Source organism: Halomonas sp. TH-94, assembly GCF_057473365.1.
This window is the reverse complement of record NZ_JBYCKL010000010.1, coordinates 60,101-78,635: the sequence shown is the minus strand read 5'-3', so window position 1 is coordinate 78,635 and position 18,535 is coordinate 60,101. Positions and strand designations below refer to the sequence as shown.

The window sequence follows — 18,535 nt, the reverse complement described above, 5'->3', positions numbered from 1 at the left end:
GCGTCAGTACCTCGACGAGTGCTTGCGACGGCTTCGCAGTCGACTCAACAGATGAAACAGCGTCTTTCCGCTCACCATGCCGAGCACATAAATCACCAACAGCAGCAAGGCCAGCGGTAGCCGGGCACCCCAGAACAGGAAGCGCACTTCTACAAGGGCAATGTTCTGTACGAAAAGGATGAGAACCAGCAACGTGATGAATATCTTCACCGCCAGTAGTAGCTTGTCCATGCGCTCTCCAGGCCGAAGCGTCTACCTAAAGCTGGGCGGCTGAGCGTTTTCTGTCAACCTTCGCTAATACGACAACGCCCGGCTGCGTAGCCGGGCGTAATACTTTCGATAAACGATAATCAGCCGAAGGCAAACAGCGCACCGGCAGCGGCAATCGCCACGCCTAGTACCCGCAGGATCCGGTTCTCACGCATCATGAGGAACGCACCTGCCGCACGACCCGCATAGGTAATCGCCAGGGTCGCCAGGCTGAAGCCCGCCAGGTAGGCCAGCGTCGATGCTCCGTGCGGCATCTCGTTGCCGTGAGCGTGACCGTGAAAGAGCATGAACAGCACTACCACCGCAGCGCCAACCGGAGCAGGTACCTTGACGAGCGCAGCGATCAGCACCCCAGCCAGCAGCACCGACATGGCGATGCCGAACTCCACGCCGGGAAGTGCAAAGCCGCCCCACGCCAGTCCCGCCCCCAGCAACATTCCCACCGCAGCGAGGAGCGGCGCAGCGAAGCTGAAGGCACGGCTTTGGCGCAGGCTCCATAGCCCTACTGCCAGCATAGCCAGCAGGTGGTCGAGCCCCAGCAGCGGATGGGCCAGACCGGCGGCAAAACCGCCACCGTGGGCATGGTCGTGCCCCGGGTGCGCAATGGCCACGCCGGCGAAGACGATCAGTGCCGGCGCTGCAAGCAGCGCCAGCCGCGAGGTGTGAGAAAAAGATAGATTCATGGTGGCGATCTCCTTGCCGATGGTATTGCAGTGGAATTTTGTCAGGCGCTGGCAGAGTGGGCCTGGGGCCGGCGCTCCGGCAGCATGCCGCGGTCGAGAATGAACTCGATGATCGTCTCCAGCCCCACGCCGTCGTAGAGGTTGGTAAAAACGAACGGACGCTCGCCGCGCATCTTCCTGGAGTCGCGCTCCATCACCTCGAGTGAGGCGTGGACCTGCTCGGCGATGTCGATCTTGTTGATGATCAACAGGTCCGACTTGGTAATCCCCGGCCCGCCCTTGCGCGGAATCTTGTCGCCGGCCGAAACGTCGATCACGTAGAGCGTCAGGTCCGAAAGTTCGGGACTGAAAGTGGCCGAGAGGTTGTCGCCGCCCGACTCCACCAGCACCAGTTCGAGGTCCGGGTGCCGCTCCTGCAGCTCATCGATGGCGGCGAGATTCATCGAGGCGTCCTCACGAATCGCCGTATGCGGGCAGCCGCCCGTCTCCACGCCGAGGATGCGGTCGGCCGGCAGCGCCTCGTGACGCAGCAGGAAGTCGGCGTCCTCACGGGTGTAGATGTCATTGGTGACCACGGCGATGTCGTAGTGGTCGCGCAGCGCCAGGCAGAGCTGCTTGAGCAGGGCCGTCTTGCCGGAGCCCACCGGGCCGCCGACGCCGATGCGTAGGCAATGAGTCATGTCATCCTCCTGGATTTCATTAGCTGCGAAAAAGTCGTGAGTATTGGGTCTCGTGCAGCGCGCTGGCCAATGCCAGCCCCGGCAACGCCGGCCCGAGCTCTTCATCTTCGAGTGCGAGCGCCTCGTCTACTGCGGCGACCAGCGCCGGGCGCAGCCGTTCGACAAGACGCTGGGCCGCGGTATGACCGAGCGGCAGCGCCTTGCAGGCCACCGCCAGTTGATTCTCGAGCCAGGCCCAGGCAAAGCCGAGCATGGCCTGGCGCGGCGCCACCCCACGCACCTGGGCGGCCCAGGCGAAGACGGTCACGTAGCCCGCTCCGGCCGGTAGCACGGGCGACTCGCTCGATAAATCAGATGGCAACAGCTCCAGGCTGCCCAGCAGCCGGGTCAGCGATGCGCCCAGGCGGGAGTCCTCGGCGGCCAGCTCGGCTGTCTCGCGGTTGGCGGCAAGCCAGCAGTCCCACTGGGCTATCGCCTCGCCGTCGCCTGCCGCCCATGCCTGCTGCAGGCGCGCCAGCACCGGCAGCTCGCAGCGGGTCAGGCCGTCGTCGAGCACGCCCTCCAGCCAGCTACCGAGGCTTGTCTCGTCATGTGCCCAGCCCAGCTCGAAGGCGCTCTCGAGCCCCTGGGAGAAGGCAAAGGCACCAATCGGCAGCGCCGGGCTGACCAGTTGCAGCAGCCCCAGCAGCGCCAGGTCGTCGCTCTGCGGCATCCCCGACGGGGCCGACTCAATGGGCATGGTGATGCCCATGGCCATGGTGGCTGTGTTCGTGGCTGTGGTCATGATCGTGGCTGTGCACGTGTGCATGGCCGAGCTGGTTGTAGGCGCCCGGCTCGGGGTCGAAGGGAGCCTCGTGCCGCTCCAGGTTAGCCCCCAGAAGCTCGGCAAGCTCTTCCAGCACGTGGTCCGGGGGGAAGCGCACGTAGCTGCCCTTGGTGTCCTCACCCAGCGCCAGCTGAACGTGCCGGTTGCCCAGGTGATAGGCGAGCCGCGCCAGCGGCAGGCCGGCTTCGATCCGGGCCGTCACCACCGGTTCGATGGCCGCCCTGATCCGTACGATCTCGCCGCTCTCGGCACGCAGGCCCTCACCGTCGCGCAGCACCGGGCCGCGGTCGAGAAACAGTCCCAGCTCATGGTCGGCGTCGCTTGTCGCCTTGAGCCTGCCGCGAATGCGCAGCTCATAGGGTAGTGTCAGGGTGTCGGTGGCCTGGCTCGCCTCGATGGGCCCCAGACGTTCAATCAGTTTCAGCATCGGTATCGCCTCTTCGCTGGCCGCCAGCCTTGCCCTCGCTCAACGCCACGTGACCGAAACCCTGCCCCCTCGGGCGGACTCCTGCGGTCGGAAAGACGGCACATCCTTGTGCCGGCTTTCCTCGATCTTCATCCATGAAGATCGACCGCATCGCTTCGCCCGAGGGGTTAGCGGTCACGCGAGGTTTCGCGATGACAAGCTGGTTTGGCGATGTAGTCATGGTCAAAACAGGTGGTAGCGCTGCGCCAATGGCAGCTCGGTGGCCGGCTCGCAGGTCAGCAGCTCGCCATCGCAGCGCACCTCGTAGGTCTGCGGATCGACGCTGAGCTCGGGGCAGGCGTCGTTGAGCTTCATGTCGCTCTTGCGCACCCCGCGCACGTTCTTGCACGCTGCCAGCGGGCTCGCGAGACCCAGCCGCTCCTTGATGCCGGCCTCCAGCGCGGCCTGACTGACGAAGGTCAGCCGTGTCTGGCTGGCAGCACGGCCGAAGGCGCCGAACATGTAACGGTAGTGCACCGGCTGCGGCGTGGGGATCGAGGCGTTGGGATCGCCCATGGGGGCCGCTGCGATCATCCCCGCCTTGAGGATCAGCGCCGGCTTGACGCCGAAGAAGGCCGGGCTCCACAGCACCAGGTCGGCCAGCTTGCCCACCTCGATGGAGCCCACCTCATGGCTGATGCCGTGGGTGATCGCCGGGTTGATGGTGTACTTGGCGATGTAGCGCCGCGCACGGAAGTTATCGGCGCCCAGCGCCTCGTCCTCCGGCAGCAGGCCGCGCTGCACCTTCATCTTGTGGGCGGTCTGCCAGGTGCGGCACACCACCTCCCCGACCCGGCCCATGGCCTGGGAGTCCGAAGCGATCATCGAAATAACGCCCAGGTCCTGCAGGATGTCCTCGGCGGCGATGGTCTCGCGGCGAATGCGGGAATCGGCGAAGGCCACATCCTCGGGAATGTTGGGGTCGAGGTGATGGCACACCATCAGCATGTCGAGATGCTCGTCGATGGTGTTGACCGTATAGGGCCGCGTCGGGTTGGTCGACGACGGCAGCACGTAGGGCTTGGAGCAAGCGATGAGGATATCCGGCGCATGACCGCCCCCGGCACCCTCGGTGTGGTAGGTGTGGATGCCGCGCTCCTTGAAGGCGGCAAGAGTATCCTCGACGAAGCCCGACTCGTTGAGGGTGTCGGTATGAATGGCGATCTGCACGTCGTAGCGCTCGGCCACGCTCAGGCAGTTGTCGATTGAAGCGGGCGTGGTGCCCCAGTCCTCGTGCAGCTTCAGGCCCATGGCGCCGGCTTCGAGCTGGGCTTCCAGGGCCTCGGGCAGGCTGGCGTTGCCCTTGCCGAGCAAGCCGATGTTCATCGGCAGGTCGTCCACCGCCTGCAGCATCTTGCCGATATGCCAGGCGCCCGGCGTGCAGGTGGTGGCGTTGCTGCCGGTGGCCGGCCCCGTACCGCCGCCGAGCATGGTGGTAATGCCGCTCATCAGCGCCTCTTCCACCTGCTGGGGACAGATGAAATGAATGTGCGCGTCGATGCCACCCGCGGTGAGGATCTTGCCTTCACCCGCGATCACCTCGGTGCCCGGGCCGATGACTAGCTCGACGTCGGGCTGAGTATCCGGATTGCCCGCCTTGCCGATGGCCGCGATACGGCCGGCCTGGATGCCGACATCCGCCTTGACGATGCCCCACCAGTCGAGAATCAGGGCGTTGGTAATCACGGTATCCATCACCGTATCGTCGAGGCGCTGGCTCTGGCCCATGCCGTCGCGAATCACCTTTCCGCCGCCGAATTTCACTTCATCACCATAGTGGGTGGCGTCGCGCTCGACTTCGATCCACAGCTCGGTATCGCCCAGGCGTACCCGGTCGCCCACCGTGGGGCCATACATGTCGGCATAGGCCTGCCGGCTGATGCTGGTGCTCATGCCTCACCTCCATCCAGCGATCCCATTACCTCACCGCGGAAACCGTAGATATGCCGGGTGCCGGCAAAAGGAATCAGCGTGACCTCCCGCGTCTGGCCCGGCTCGAAGCGAATCGCCGTGCCCGCTGCCACGTCCAGACGAAAGCCCCGGACCCTGGCACGGTCGAAAACCAGGGCCGGATTGGTCTCGGCAAAGTGGTAATGGGAACCAACCTGAATCGGCCGGTCGCCGGTATTGGCGACCTCGACGGAGATCCGCTCGCGTCCGGCGCAAAGCTCGATCTCGCCGTCTTGCAACTGGTACTCACCGGGTATCATCAGGCGTCTCCTTACACTATCGGCGAATGAACGGTGACCAGCTTGGTACCGTCCGGGAAGGTCGCCTCGACCTGAACCTCCCCGACCATCTCCGGCACCCCTTCCATCACGTCGTCGCGAGTGAGGATTTCGCGGCCGTAGCTCATCAGTTCAGCCACGCTGCGGCCATCACGGGCCCCTTCCATGATCTCGAAGCTGATCAGCGCCACGGCTTCGGGATAGTTGAGCTTGAGGCCACGGGCGCGACGCCGCTCGGCCAGTTGAGCGGCCGAGAACAGCAGCAGCTTGTCCTTGTCTCTCGGGGTCAGTTCCATGCGTGTCTCCTGATTGAGTCAGGTGAACCAGATACGGGGTGGGTGGGCAGGCACGCCGATTAGCAGAGGTCTGAGGCACTCCCAGGCCTGCCGGCAGATCGCCCAGGCCTCGTTGCGCTCATGGCCCAGGTAACGCAGCAGCAAAACACCATGGCGAACGGTCACCGCCCAACGCTGGCTCGCCGTGATCGCCTCACGCAGGGCCTCGACGGCCACGGCCTCGTCGGTAAGCCCCACGGCCCACAGGGTGGCCTGCACACTGGCTCCGCCCTGCCCCCAGCGGCCGGTAAAACGTGGATGCCCGGGGTCGAGCGGCTGGCGTTCCAGCCATAGCGGCCGGCCGCCACGAAGCAAACGAAAGCGTTGATCGATTCGGCCTGAAACATAAGGCAGCCGGCTCGCCGGACGGCCCAGCGCCAGCACTTCCCAGCCCAGGCAGCGCGCACCTTCGTCCAGCTCGATGAACGTTTCCTGCTCGCCCCGCGAACCGTCGAAGGCGATGGTTTCCTGGGGCAGCCACTCGAGAACGCCATGCTGCGCCACACGCAGCTGGGTACGCTGGGACCAGGCAACGCCATGACTGTCGGCGCGATAGAGCTTGTTGGCGGCGGGCGTGGTGAGCAGCGCATGGGCGTCCGTTCCGACCCCAATCGAAATACTCAACGCATCGCCGCTCACCAGGCCGCCTGGTGGATGCAACATGTAGACGTGACAGGCACCGCCCCGGCCTTCCGGATAGAAGGGCCGCTGCACCCGCAGTGGACCGCTGTGCCTTGCCTGCAGCATGCGCGTGGCGCCGTCACGGGAGCCGAAGCCGAGCTCGAGCGCCGCCGCCCAGCGACGGCCGGCGTCGAAGCGATGACCGGAGTCCGTCAGTGGCTTGGCAAGGGCAGCTGTCTCAAAAGCGGTCATGGAATACTCGTGGCCTGGCATGGTTACCAGTGCTTTGAGCAAAGGCCGTACCAAAATGGTGAGACCTTTTTTTAATGATGGAGAAACAGCAAGTTATATGCTCAACACTGAGCGAGTGGCATTGCCTGCCGGCTCATCCTGGTGCAACCCTCGGCTCGATATGCACCTAGTCGGTGCGCCGAAACCGCCCGCTCATCATCATGGTGCAGGCGGTCGGCAAGGCATGCTGACTAGACGGTCAGATGCTCCTTGATCAGCGCATCGGAGAGCTGGCCAATCTCGCCCTTGGCCACCGGCCGGCCCCGATCCATGATCACGAAGCGGTCGGCATACTTGCGTGCGAAGGGGAGCTTTTGCTCCACCAGCAGCACGGTGAGTCCGTCTTCCGCAATCAGTTTGCGAATCACCTCGCCGATCAGGGTCACGATATTGGGCTGGATACCCTCTCCGGGCTCATCGAGAATCAGCAGCCGCGGCTCGATCACCAACGCCCTGCCGATGGCAAGCTGCTGCTGTTGCCCACCGGAAAGATCGCCGCCGCGGCGATGCTTCATCTCCTCGAGTACCGGGAAGAGCTCGAATATTCGTTCCGGTATGCTGCGACGACCGTCACCGCGGGCCGCCAGGCCGGTGCGCAGATTCTCCTCCACGGTAAGCAGCGGGAAGATCTGCCGCCCCTGGGGTACGTAGCCGATCCCCAGGCGAGAGCGATCCTCGACACGCCGCTTGGTGAGTTCCACGTCGTCGGCAAAGCGGATGCTGCCGGCAGCCACCTTCACCTCCCCCATGACGGCCTTCATCAGCGTGGTCTTGCCTACGCCGTTGCGCCCCATCACGCAGGTACACTGGCCTGCAGGCACGTCGAGATCCAGATCCCACAGGGTATGGCTCTCGCCGTAGTACTGGTTGAGCTTATCTACCATGAGCATCAGACCGTCTCCTCCTCGGCTTCGGCACCCAGATAGACCTCGACCACCCGCGGGTCGCTGGCGACCTGATCCATGCTGCCTTCCGCCAGTACGCTGCCCTGGTGCAGCACCGTCACCTTGCGTGCGATGGAGCGCACGAAGCCCATGTCATGCTCCACCACCACCACCGACTGCTTACCGGCAAGTCCGGTGAGCAGTTCGGCGGTACGCTCCATCTCCTGCTCGGTCATGCCTGCCACCGGCTCGTCCACCAGCAGCAGACGCGGCCGCTGCATCAGCAGCATGCCGATCTCCAGCCACTGTTTCTGGCCATGGGAAAGAATGCCGGCCGGGCGGCCACGCAGTTCGGCCAGGCCGATAGTGACCAGTACTTCCTCGATACGCTCGCGGATCTCACCGGTCATACGCGCCGTAAGCGTGGGCAGGATGCGCTTGTCGGCGGCCATTGCCAGCTCAAGGTTCTCGAACACCGTCAGCGCCTCGAACACCGTGGGTTTCTGAAACTTGCGGCCGATGCCCAGACTGGCGATCTCAGGCTCGTTCATGCTCAGCAGGTCGTGACGACTGCCGAACCACACCGAGCCGGTATCCGGGCGGGTCTTGCCGGTGATGATATCCATCATGGTGGTCTTGCCGGCGCCGTTGGGTCCGATGATGCAGCGCAGCTCGCCATCGTCGATGGTCAGGTTGAGATTATTGATTGCCTTGAAGCCGTCGAAGCTCACGGTCACATCCTCGAGATAGAGGATCGGGCCATGGCGCACATCGACGGGTGACGATGCCGGCACCAGAAAGTCGAAGACCCGGTCGCGGTGCGCCAGGGAACGCAGAATACTCATGCCGCTGCCTCCTTGACTGAGGGGGAACCGTCAGCGTTGCGCCGTCGTCTCAGCCGCAGTGCCAAAAGCCCCGCCACACCCTTGGGCAGGAACACGGTGACCAGCACGAACAGCCCGCCCAGGGCGAACAGCCAGGCATCCGGCATCGCCCCGGTGAACACGGTCTTCGCGTAGTTGACCAGAATGGCGCCGATCACCGCCCCATAGAGCGTGGCACGACCGCCGAGGGCCACCCACAGCACGATCTCGATGGAGAACAGCGGCGAGAATTCGCTGGGATTGATGATGCCGACCTGGGGCACATAGAGCGCCCCGGCCAGCCCTGCCAGCATGGCCGACACCACGAACACGAACAGCTGGAAGCGCTCGACCCGATAGCCGAGAAAGCGCGTGCGTGCCTCGGCGTCACGGGTCGCCACGCACACCCGACCCAGCTTGCTCGTCACGATTGCCCGGCAAAGCACGTAGCTCAGCGCCAGCGCTACGCCGGTAGCCAGGAACAAGCCCAGCCGGGTGTCGCTGCTGCGCAGGTTGAAGCCGAGGATCTCGCGGAAGTCGGTCAACCCGTTGTTGCCGCCGAAACCCATCTCGTTGCGGAAGAAAGCCAGCATCAGGGCAAACGTCAGCGCCTGGGTGATGATCGAGAGATACACCCCGGTGACTCGTGAACGGAACGCCAGAAAGCCGAACACCAGCGCCAGCGCTCCCGGTACCAGCAGTACCATCAGAAAAGCGAACCAGGCCATGTCGAAGCCCAGCCAGTACCATGGCAGGCTGTCCCAGTTGAGGAACACCATGAAGTCGGGCAGCACCGGATGGCCGTAGACGCCACGGTCGCCGATCTGGCGCATCAGGTACATGCCCATGGCATAGCCGCCCAGCGCAAAGAAGGCGCCGTGGCCGAGGCTGAGAATCCCCAGATAGCCCCACACCAGGTCCACCGCCACCGCCAGCAAGGCATAGCTCAGGTACTTGCCGAACAAGTTAACGGTATAAGCGCTGACATAGAGCGGATGCCCAGGCGGCACTGCCACATGCAGCAGCGTCACCAGAGTCATGGCTGCCAGCAGCACGCCGAGAAAGATCAGCGTCGAGCGTTCGCCGAAGGGGCGCAATAACCAGAGTCGAGAAGAATCCATGGATCAGCCCTCCGCCGCCCGGCCCTTCTGCGGAAAGAGTCCGCGGGGGCGCTTCTGAATGAACAGGATGATGAACACCAGCACGATGATCTTGGCCATCACGGCACCGGCCCAGGGCTCAAGCACCTGATTGATCACCCCGAGTGAGAGACCCGCGACCAGGGTGCCCCACAGGTTGCCCACTCCGCCGAACACCACCACCATGAAGGAGTCGATGATGTAGTTCTGTCCCAGGTTGGGTCCCACATTGGTGAGCTGTGAAAGTGCGACGCCGGCCAGCCCCGCCACCCCGGAGCCCAGGGCGAAGGTCATGATGTCGACCCGGGTGGCGCGGATACCCATGGAACGCGCCATGGCGCGGTTCTGAGTCACCGCCCGCACCTCCAGGCCAAGCCGGGTACGGCGCATGATCAGCATCAGCGAAGCGAACACCACCAGGGCGAAGCCGAGCACGTACATACGGTTGAGCGTCAGCGACAGCGCATCGTTGATGGCGATCGAACCACTCATCCACTCCGGGGTGATCACGGTCCGGTTGAGCGGCGAGATGGCGGTGCGTACCAGCTGCTGCAGGATCAGGCTGATACCGAAAGTGGCCAGCAGCGTCTCCAGCGGACGCCCCTTGAGGAACTGAATGACACCGCGTTCGATGGCGACACCGGCCAACGCCGCCACCATGAAACCGGCGGGAATCGCCAGAATCAGCGCCAACCCCGGCTGACCGGGCAGCAGCTGCTGCATGGCCCAGGTGGTGTAGGCGCCGAGCATGATCAGCTCGCCGTGGGCCATGTTGATCACGCCCATCACGCCAAAAGTAATGGCCAGGCCGATGGCGGCCAGCACCAGCACCGAGCCCAGCGACAGGCCGAAGTAGAGGGTCTCCACGGCGCGGTTGACCTTGAGCATCTGCTCGACGCTGTTCAACGCCTCGCGGGCGGCGTCGGCCACGAGCGGATCGGCGCCGTTGACGGCGCGGTTGAGGGCCACTCGCACGCGGGGGTGCAAGCTACCGCGCAGGTCGGCTATCGCCTCGATCTCGCCCTGCTCAAGACGATGGATGGCAAGTGCTTGCATCAGGCGCTCACGCACCCGGGCATCCGGCTCTTCCTCGATCACGGCAGCCAGAGGTTCGGCCAGGTCGGCATCGACCTCGCCAAGCAGGCGTTCGGCCGAGGCACGACGCAGAGCAAGATCAGACGAGTAGAGGTCGACCACGGCAATGGCGCTGCGCAGCTGGTTGCGCAGCGCGTTGTTGATGCCGATACGGTCAAGATCGCGACGCGACATCTCACCCAGCGGCTCGCCGCTCAAGGCATCCTGTACCGGCCACTCGCGGCCGGTATTGTCGAGCACCACCACGAAACGGCCTTCATCGGTGCGCTGAAGGCGACCGTCGAGCAGTGCCTGGAGCCAGTCGCGGGCGCGTGGGTCTTCGCTCAGCACGATGGCCTCGATGGCCTCGCCCTTGGCGGGAAAGGAGGCGACATCCAGCGCCTCGAGCAGTTCGGTGGCCACTTCGTCGTCGCCATTCGGCTCGCTCTGCGCCATGGCGGGAGCGGCCTGTGTCAGGCCGAGCGCCAGCGCGAGAGCCAGGAGGAGTACCAACAGCCACGAACCACGGGTCTCGGAGGCTCGTTCATTCCCGGCGGCAGCGGTGCCGACCCTCACCCCGGCCGACGCTGGCCCAAGCATGGGGGGATATCTCATCGGAGCGTTCCTCGGAATCGGTAGAGAAGGCGTGCTCCCCCACTGCCGTTGGGCAGCGGGGGATGGGGCGTTACTCGGCCAGAGCCGCTTCGGCTTCTTCGGCGGCCGTGCTGCCGCCGCAGCGGCCGGTGGCCACGTTGAAGTTGCCGCAACGCATCGGCGCCTGCCAGTCGGCCATCAGATCACGCGAGCCCGGCAGGAAATCGGACCAGGCGTCGCCGGCCACGGTGGAAGGCGTTTGCCACACGATGTCGAACTGGCCGTTGTCCTGCACCTCACCGATCAGCACCGGCTTGGTGATGTGATGGTTGGGCATCATCGCTGCAAAGCCGCCGGTCAGGTTGGGCACGGTCACGCCGATGATGGCGTCCTTGACCGCGTCGACCTCTGTGGTACCCGCCTTGCGCACCGCCTCGGCCCACATGTTGAAGCCGATGTAATGCGCTTCCATGGGGTCGTTGGTCACCGCCTCTTCGTCGCCGGTCCAGTCGATCCAGGCGTCGATGAAGTCGTAGTTGGCGTCGGTGTCCACGCTCATGAAGTAGTTCCAGGCCGCCAGGTGGCCGACCAGGGGGCCGGTGTCGATACCGGAGAGCTCCTGCTCGCCCACCGAGAAAGCGATGACCGGGATGTCGGCGGCGTCGATGCCCTGGTTGGCCAGTTCACGATAGAACGGCACGTTGGCATCGCCGTTGATGGTCGAAACCACCGCCGTCTTCTTGCCCTCGCTGCCGAAGCGGCGCACCTCGGCGACGATGTTCTGCCAGTCGGAGTGACCGAACGGCGTGTAGTTGATCAAGATGTCCTCATCGGCGACGCCGTGCTCCTCCTTGAGGAAGGCTTCGAGGATGCGGTTGGTGGTACGCGGATAGACGTAGTCGGTGCCGAGCAGGGCGAAGCGCTCCACGCCCACCTCGTTGATCAGATACTCGACGGCCGGTATCGCCTGCTGGTTGGGTGCCGCTCCGGTGTAGAAAACATTCTCGGAGGACTCTTCACCCTCGTACTGCACGGGGTAGAACAACAGACCATTGAGCTCCTCGAAGACCGGCAGCACCGCCTTGCGCGACACCGACGTCCAGTTGCCGAACACCACGTCCACCTGGTGTTGTTCGAGCAGTTCACGCGCCCGCTCGGCGAACAACGGCCAGTTCGAAGCCGGATCGACCACCACCGCCTCGAGCTGACGGCCGAGCAGACCGCCCTGCTCGTTCTGCTGGGCGATGAGCATTTCCACGGTGTCTTTCAGCGTCGACTCACTGATGGCCATGGTGCCGGAGAGCGAATGCAGGATGCCCACCTTGATGGGGTCCTCCTGGGCCAGCGCCTGGCTGGCGGCGCCAAGGGCAATCGCTGACAGCAGCGCGGCGGCCCCGGAGCGAAGCGGTGAAGACAGGGGACGAAGCGGGAAAGGCATGATGCGACGGGAAGCGTTCACTCGAACCTCCTTGCGCCCTCCTCTGGGAGGGACTTGTTGTGCAGGTCATGCACTGCCGACATTGGCAGTGCAGCTCTAGGCTCCCTGTCTTTGCAAGCCCCGCGCCAGCATGCAACATTCATTGGAAATCCATTGCCAAACAACAAAGTAGATTGAGTAATACTAGGCCGACACTCCCTCTACGCACCTCATCTGTGCACAACCGGCATGCGCTCATGCGCCGCGATCTACCGCCTGCACCAGCAATGCGCACCATGCCAGTGCACAGGTCCCCAAACGCAGCAGGGGCGCCGATTCCTCGACGCCCCTGCGTATTCACTGAACCCAATGGGATCAGCGGCGTGCCTTGGCCATCTTCAAGACGGGCTTGACCAGCGGCAGTGTCAGCGACAGTGCCGCAATGATCAGCAGCCACATGGAGATGGGCTTGTCGATGAAGATCGACCAGTCGCCACCCGAGATCTGCAGCGCACGACGCATCGACTCTTCCATGATCGCGCCGAGAATGAGCGCCAGAATGAGCGGTGCCGCCGGGAAGCCGAACAGCCGCATTCCCAGACCCAGCAGGCCGAAACCCAGCAGCAGCAACAGGTCGAAGACGCTGAAGCTCATGCCGTACACGCCGATCATGCAGAAGATCAGGATCAACGACAGCAACAGCGGTCGCGGCATGTCGAGGATCTTGGCAATCAACGGTATCAGCGGCAGGTTGAGCACCAGCAGGAAGATGTTGCCCAAGTACATGCTCGCCACCACGCCCCAGAAGACGTCGGGGCGATCCACCAGCATTGCCGGACCCGGCGATACCCCCATGACCAGCAGCGCGCCGAGCAGCACCGCGGTGGAGCCGGAGCCTGGCACCCCCAGGGTCAGCAGTGGCACGAAGGAGCCGGTACAAGCCGCGTTGTTGGCCGACTCGGGGGCCGCCACGCCCTTGATGTTGCCCTTGCCGAAGGTATCCCCATCCTTGGCCAGACGCTTCTCCATGCTGTAGCCCAGGAAGGAGCCGATGGTGGCGCCGGCCCCCGGCAGCACACCGGTGAAGAAGCCCAGGATCGAACTGCGGCCGATGGGTGCCGCGATCTCCTTCACTTCCGACTTCGACAGCTTGAGCGAGCCGATGGCATTGCGTGGCTGCTCCTTGCCGCCGCCACCCTTGAGCAGCATGTAGAACACCTCGGCCAGAGCGAAGATGCCCAGCGCCACGACAAGGAACTCGATGCCGTCGAGCAGGTGAACGGTACCGAAGGTGAAGCGCTCAGTGCCGGTCTGCAGGTCGATGCCCATGATCGAGATCATCACCCCCACCACGGCGGCTATCAGCCCCTTGACCAGCGACTTGTCCGACAGCGACACCACCGCAGTCAGGCCAAGCACCATCAGCGAGAAATATTCTGCCGGACCGAAGCTCACGGCCACCCGCCCGAGCAGCGGCGCCACCAGCATCAGGAAAATGATCGAAACGGTGCCGCCGATGAACGAGGCGTAGGCGGCAATGGCCAACGCCTTGCCGGCCTGCCCCTGCTTGGCCATTGGATAGCCGTCGAAGGAGGTGGCCACCGTACCCGCCACCCCGGGGGCGTTCAGCAGGATCGACGAGGTCGAACCGCCGAAGATGGCGCCGTAATAAACGCCGGCCATCAGTATCAGACCCGACGACGGATCCATGCCGAAGGTCAGCGGAATCATCAGCGCCAGGGCGCTGATCGGCCCCAGCCCCGGCAGCATGCCGATCACGGTACCGGCAAAGACACCGGCGAAGACGTAGAAGAGATTGATCGGCTCCAGCGCGATGCTGAAGCCGTACATCAGATTGTTGAAGGCTTCCATGGGCTCGCTCTCCGGCCAGTCAGATCGGCAGCACGCCGGTGGGTAGGTAAACGCCCATGACCCGTGTCATGGTCAAGTACAGCGCCAACACCACGCCCAGCGCGGTGGCCAGGTTGATCCAGTGGCGACGATAGCCGTAGTAGGCAGCCAGCCCATAAACCAGGGCGACTGAGGTCAACACGAAACCCACCGGTACCAGCAAGAGGGCATACACCGCCAGGGTAACGGCCGTGACCACCACGCGTGACCACGGCCGTAGCAGCAAGGGCTGCTGCTGCTCCTCGGGGTCGAGCGCTTCCGGTACATCCTTGGCCTTGGGTTTTTCCAGGAACAGCAGGACCGCAAGCCCAAGCAGCGTGAAGCCCAGCACCTTGGGGAAAAGGTCGGAATCGATCGGGCGCGGCAACGGAAAGGAGGGAATCTGCCAGGCCATGGCCAGATAGCCCACCGCCAGCAGCGCCAGTAACAGCGCAATGATCTGGTTGGAGTTGAGTCGTGTCATGGGATTCGGTCCCGGGCTACCGCCGAGCGGGCAGCGCCCAAGTGTGGCGTTCGAGTATGCCCGGACCACGCAAAGCGAGGTCCGGGCCCGGGTAGCGGGAAGCGAACAGGTGTTGCGGCTTATTCGCCCAGCAGGCCGAGGTCACCCAGAATGGTGCTGAACTGCTCTTTCTGCTCATCGAGGAAAGCACCGAACTCTTCGCTGGTCTGATAGGCATCGATCCAGCCCAGCTGCTCGCGAGCCTGCTGCCAGCCGTCGGTTTCGAGCATCTGAGCGAAAAGATCCTCATAGTAGGCCACTGCCTCTTCAGGCATGTCCGGAGCCCCCATCACGCCGCGCCAGATATCGAAGGTGTAATCGATATCCTGCTCCTGATAGGTCGGAACGCTCTCCAGAGCACCGCCCAGACGCTCGGGCGCGGAAACGCCCAGTGCACGGATCTGGCTGTTTTCGCCAAGCTGACCCGAGGCCTCACCGGCGCCGGTGATCACCGCCTCGACGTGACCGCCCATCAGGCTGGTCATGGCCTCGCCACCGCCCGAGAACGGGATGTAGTTGACGTCCGCTGCGTTCAGGCCCGCCGCGGCCGCCAGGCCCGCCATGGAAATATGATCCATGGAGCCAGGCGCACTACCGCCGCCGACGCTGAGGCCGGGATTCTGCTCCATGGCCTCGAGCAGCGACGGCAGGTCTTCGTAGGGAGAGTCGTTGCGCACCAGCACGATCGAATAGTCGGTGATCAGTCGGGCCACGGGCGTGAAGTGTGTGTGGTCGTAGCGAGACGCACCGGCAAGCGGAACCAGGATGATGGGCGGGCTGGTGGCGAACAGCTTGTGCGGGTTACCGCTGTCGCGGGCGATCTGCGCCCAGGCCACCGCACCGCCGCCGCCAGGCACGTTGATGGCACCGAAACTGCGCTCGGCCAGTCCCTCTTCCTGGATCACCCGCGATGTGGTGCGGACCAGGGTATCCCAGCCGCCGCCCGGGTTCGCCGGAGCGATGAATTCGATGTTGCGCGTCGGCGCCCAATCGTCGGCCTGGGCAGCGCCGGTCATGCCTACAACCGCGGCGAGCGGCAGCACGATGGCGCTGAAACGTGAGAGGTGTTGCTTGGCACTCATGGCGTTCTCCTGGAGTGTATCTTGTTGTGACGGTGGGTCTCGCGCCCACGTACAAGAGGAACGTTAGAAGAGCTGGATACGAAGCGGCAAGTTTATGGGCATAAACGATAAATTGTTCGTTGTGCGCATTTTGTTCATTTTGCTCACGGACGGGGTGAAATGCTCACCCCTCTTCGCACCACGCCGCCGCATCGCCCATGAGGCGATAGCGCCGTTCAGGTCTCCCTACATCACCGTAGCCCAGTTCGGCCCCAACCACCTGAACCGATACCAGAAATTCCAGGTAGCGTCGTGCCGTCGAGCGGCTCGCGCCCATGGCGCGCGCCACGTCCATGGCCGCAAGAGGGTGGCCGGCACTTTCCAGCGCCGCCACCACGGTGCGCAGCGTCAGGCGATCGATACCCTTGGGCAGGCTGCGCGCGCCGCTGACGGCGCCGCCTTCGGGTCGCAGGCGGGACAGCACCCGGTCGAGCTCCTCCTGATTGAGCTCATGGCGCGCCGACAACGCTTGGCGCTCACGCCGAAAGCGGGACAGCATCTGCGTCATGCGCAGCGCCTCGACGGGCTTGATCAGATAATCGAATATGCCGCCGCGCAGGGCCTCGGAAATGGTATCCACCTCGCGCGCGGCAGTGATCATGACGATATCGACATGCACATGCTCACGGCGCAGCGCCCACAGCAGCTCCAAGCCTTCGACATCAGGCAGATAGGCATCGAGCAGGACCAGTTGAACCTCGTCGGCATGGCATGCCATCAGCTCATGGGCCTCGGCTCCACTGCGCGCCATCCCGACGACGCGAAAGCCCTGGCTCTGTTCGATGAAGGCGCGATGAATCTCGGCGATCCGAAAATCGTCCTCGACGATCAACAGACCGTACTCCTCAGGCGTGCTGCCTGCTTCGTGCATCTCTTCCCCCATGGCGTGTCGCTCTTGTCGTTATCATTTCCCGGCTGCGAGCGGCTCTGCCGTTCGGCACAGTGAGCGGTCGAGTACCACCGTGAAGCAGGCGCCGCCGAGTTCGCTCTCTTCCAGCGTGACGGCGCCGCCATGCTCGCGGCACAGACGACTCACTAGCGCCAAACCGATACCGCGATGCTTGCCCGGCTTGGTGGAAAATCCCTCGGTGAAGATCGCCTCGACGTGTTCGGGCGGGACACCGGGGCCGTTGTCCTCCACTTCGATCAGCAGCTGCTCGCCGAGGTCGGTGAAGAACAGCCTCACCTGCCCGCTCTCGCCGTGAAGCCGCACGGCATGACAGGCATTGTCGATCAAGTTTCCGAGTATCGTCATCACCACTTCCTGGCCGGTGAAGGTCAGCGGCGTGGAGAGCGAGCTCTGCTCATCGATCTCGAGATTGACGTTGAGCTCCCGGGCACGGGTCAGCTTGCCCATCAGCGTGCCGCTGACGACCGGGTCGGCCACGTGTTTCATCAGGAAGGTCATTTGCGCCTGCTGCCGCTCGCTCTCCTGGTGAATCAACGCCAACGCATCGTCGATGCGATCGAGCTGGAGCAGCCCCGAAATGGTATAGAGCTTGTTGGAGTATTCGTGAGCCTGAGCCCGCAGCATGTCGACGTCGCGACTCGCCGCACTCAACGCATCGGAAAGCTCGACGATCTCGCGCCGGCTGCGGAAGGTGGCCACAGCGCCCTCGATCTCTCCGGCGTCCAGAATCGGCACGCGGTTGACCACGACCGGATGATCGCCGAGCCACATCTCCTGATCGAACTGACGCTCACCGCGCTCTAGCACTTCGAACAGCCGCGAGTTGGGCACCACCTCCTGGATGGGTCGGCCCAGGACCTCTTCGTCGGCGGGCAGCCCGAGGAAGCGGCGAGCCTGTTGATTGACCAGCGTGATCTGGCCCTCGTGGTTCACCGCCAGGATGCCTTCGTGAATCGACTGCAGGATGGCCTCCTTCTCCATTGCCAGCCGGGCGATCTCGTAGGGTTCGAGGCCGAGTATCACCCTCTTCAGGTGGCGTGAGAGCAGATAGGCACCGGCAAAGCCGGACACGATCATCAGCGCCACCAGCCACCAACCCAGGCTGGTGTGCTCGATCACGTCCATGGCCACCCGGTCGAGCATGAAGCCGACCGAGACGATGCCGATGATATTGCCGTCGGCATCGAACACCGGCGTCTTGCCGCGCATTGCCTCACCCAGCGAACCGGTGGCCTCGGAGACGTAGGATTCGCCGTGCAACAGGGCACGGTCGTTGTCACCGCCCACCATGGGCTTGCCCAGCCGCTCCGGTAATGGATGCGAATAGCGCAGGCTGTCGGTGTTGCCCACCACCACGTAGCGCGCTCCCGTTTCGCGGCGAATGCGCTCGGCAATGGGTTGAATGGTGGCGCTGGGGTCGGGGTCGTCGAAGGCAGCGATCAGTTCGGGGATGCTGGCCACGCTCTGAGCCACCGCCAGCGCACGTTCCCCCATCTGGTGGCTGATGATCTCGCCCTTGCGATGATTGAGATAGGCGCCCTGGGCCAGCAGCATGGCGGCGAGCAGCACGCCGACCAGCAGCATCACCTGCAAGCGGAAGCTACGCGTTAGCCAACTGCGACGCGGGCGGCCACGGGGCAGACGCTGTAATTCGGCAATGGAATCGCTGCGTGGGGAAGACATGGCGGACGCTCGAGGTTAGCGATGGCGCCATTGTCGC

General features: G+C 64.1%; 19 protein-coding genes. All 19 read right to left on the bottom strand.

The annotated features are described in order from the left end of the window. Positions 1-3 precede the first annotated feature (3 nt). The 19 genes from AC2VNO_RS01720 to AC2VNO_RS01630 all read right to left on the bottom strand — a co-directional run bounded on the left by AC2VNO_RS01720 (position 4) and on the right by AC2VNO_RS01630 (position 18,498). Positions 4-231 (bottom strand): lipopolysaccharide assembly protein LapA domain-containing protein, encoded by a 228-nt coding sequence (locus AC2VNO_RS01720; protein WP_486932525.1) that lies wholly within the window; start codon positions 229-231, stop codon positions 4-6. Positions 232-350: 119 nt separating this feature from the next. After that, a complete protein-coding gene (locus AC2VNO_RS01715) occupies positions 351-953 on the bottom strand; it encodes a HupE/UreJ family protein (RefSeq protein WP_486932524.1) in 603 nt (200 codons plus the stop codon). A gap of 41 nt (positions 954-994) precedes the next feature. Continuing rightward, the gene (gene ureG / locus AC2VNO_RS01710) at positions 995-1,633 is read right to left on the bottom strand and encodes an urease accessory protein UreG (protein ID WP_486932523.1); all 639 of its coding nucleotides are present in this window, start codon (positions 1,631-1,633) and stop codon (positions 995-997) included. A gap of 19 nt (positions 1,634-1,652) precedes the next feature. Then, the gene (locus AC2VNO_RS01705) at positions 1,653-2,372 is read right to left on the bottom strand and encodes an urease accessory protein UreF (RefSeq protein WP_486932599.1); all 720 of its coding nucleotides are present in this window, start codon (positions 2,370-2,372) and stop codon (positions 1,653-1,655) included. Further along, entirely contained in the window at positions 2,362-2,886 is a 525-nt protein-coding gene (gene ureE / locus AC2VNO_RS01700; protein WP_486932522.1) for an urease accessory protein UreE, read from the bottom strand. The genes AC2VNO_RS01705 and ureE overlap by 11 nt, the downstream gene beginning before the upstream one ends. Positions 2,887-3,108: 222 nt before the next feature. After that, complete coding sequence (gene ureC / locus AC2VNO_RS01695) at positions 3,109-4,818, bottom strand: urease subunit alpha (protein ID WP_486932521.1); 1,710 nt, start codon at positions 4,816-4,818, stop codon at positions 3,109-3,111. Then, positions 4,815-5,135 carry an urease subunit beta gene (locus AC2VNO_RS01690; protein ID WP_486932520.1) on the bottom strand — a complete coding sequence of 107 codons (321 nt, stop codon included), beginning with the start codon at positions 5,133-5,135 and terminating at the stop codon, positions 4,815-4,817. Before AC2VNO_RS01690 ends, ureC begins: the two co-directional genes overlap by 4 nt. 11 nt (positions 5,136-5,146) lie before the next feature. Beyond that, positions 5,147-5,449 carry an urease subunit gamma gene (locus AC2VNO_RS01685; RefSeq protein WP_228579085.1) on the bottom strand — a complete coding sequence of 101 codons (303 nt, stop codon included), beginning with the start codon at positions 5,447-5,449 and terminating at the stop codon, positions 5,147-5,149. A gap of 18 nt (positions 5,450-5,467) precedes the next feature. Beyond that, entirely contained in the window at positions 5,468-6,361 is an 894-nt protein-coding gene (locus AC2VNO_RS01680) for an urease accessory protein UreD (RefSeq protein ID WP_486932519.1), read from the bottom strand. A 230-nt stretch (positions 6,362-6,591) separates the two neighbouring features. Then, positions 6,592-7,290: an urea ABC transporter ATP-binding subunit UrtE gene (gene urtE, locus AC2VNO_RS01675; RefSeq protein ID WP_486932518.1), complete on the bottom strand. Its 699-nt coding sequence runs from the start codon at positions 7,288-7,290 to the stop codon at positions 6,592-6,594. After that, the gene (urtD, locus tag AC2VNO_RS01670; protein WP_486932517.1) at positions 7,290-8,129 is read right to left on the bottom strand and encodes an urea ABC transporter ATP-binding protein UrtD; all 840 of its coding nucleotides are present in this window, start codon (positions 8,127-8,129) and stop codon (positions 7,290-7,292) included. Before urtD ends, urtE begins: the two co-directional genes overlap by 1 nt. Beyond that, positions 8,126-9,268, bottom strand: a complete 1,143-nt coding sequence (gene urtC, locus AC2VNO_RS01665) for an urea ABC transporter permease subunit UrtC (protein ID WP_486932516.1) — start codon at positions 9,266-9,268, stop codon at positions 8,126-8,128. Before urtC ends, urtD begins: the two co-directional genes overlap by 4 nt. A gap of 3 nt (positions 9,269-9,271) precedes the next feature. After that, positions 9,272-10,975: an urea ABC transporter permease subunit UrtB gene (gene urtB / locus AC2VNO_RS01660; RefSeq protein ID WP_486932515.1), complete on the bottom strand. Its 1,704-nt coding sequence runs from the start codon at positions 10,973-10,975 to the stop codon at positions 9,272-9,274. Positions 10,976-11,045: 70 nt separating this feature from the next. Beyond that, positions 11,046-12,392, bottom strand: coding sequence for an urea ABC transporter substrate-binding protein (urtA, locus tag AC2VNO_RS01655; RefSeq protein WP_486932598.1), 1,347 nt, complete (start codon positions 12,390-12,392; stop codon positions 11,046-11,048). A gap of 354 nt (positions 12,393-12,746) precedes the next feature. Further along, positions 12,747-14,243 carry a tripartite tricarboxylate transporter permease gene (locus AC2VNO_RS01650; protein WP_486932514.1) on the bottom strand — a complete coding sequence of 499 codons (1,497 nt, stop codon included), beginning with the start codon at positions 14,241-14,243 and terminating at the stop codon, positions 12,747-12,749. Positions 14,244-14,262: 19 nt separating this feature from the next. Then, positions 14,263-14,745: a tripartite tricarboxylate transporter TctB family protein gene (locus AC2VNO_RS01645; protein WP_486932513.1), complete on the bottom strand. Its 483-nt coding sequence runs from the start codon at positions 14,743-14,745 to the stop codon at positions 14,263-14,265. Positions 14,746-14,864: 119 nt separating this feature from the next. After that, positions 14,865-15,866, bottom strand: a complete 1,002-nt coding sequence (locus AC2VNO_RS01640) for a Bug family tripartite tricarboxylate transporter substrate binding protein (RefSeq protein WP_486932512.1) — start codon at positions 15,864-15,866, stop codon at positions 14,865-14,867. 163 nt (positions 15,867-16,029) lie between these two features. Then, positions 16,030-16,788, bottom strand: coding sequence for a response regulator (locus AC2VNO_RS01635; protein ID WP_486932511.1), 759 nt, complete (start codon positions 16,786-16,788; stop codon positions 16,030-16,032). A 21-nt stretch (positions 16,789-16,809) separates the two neighbouring features. Further along, a complete protein-coding gene (locus tag AC2VNO_RS01630) occupies positions 16,810-18,498 on the bottom strand; it encodes an ATP-binding protein (RefSeq protein WP_486932510.1) in 1,689 nt (562 codons plus the stop codon). Positions 18,499-18,535: the final 37 nt, after the last annotated feature.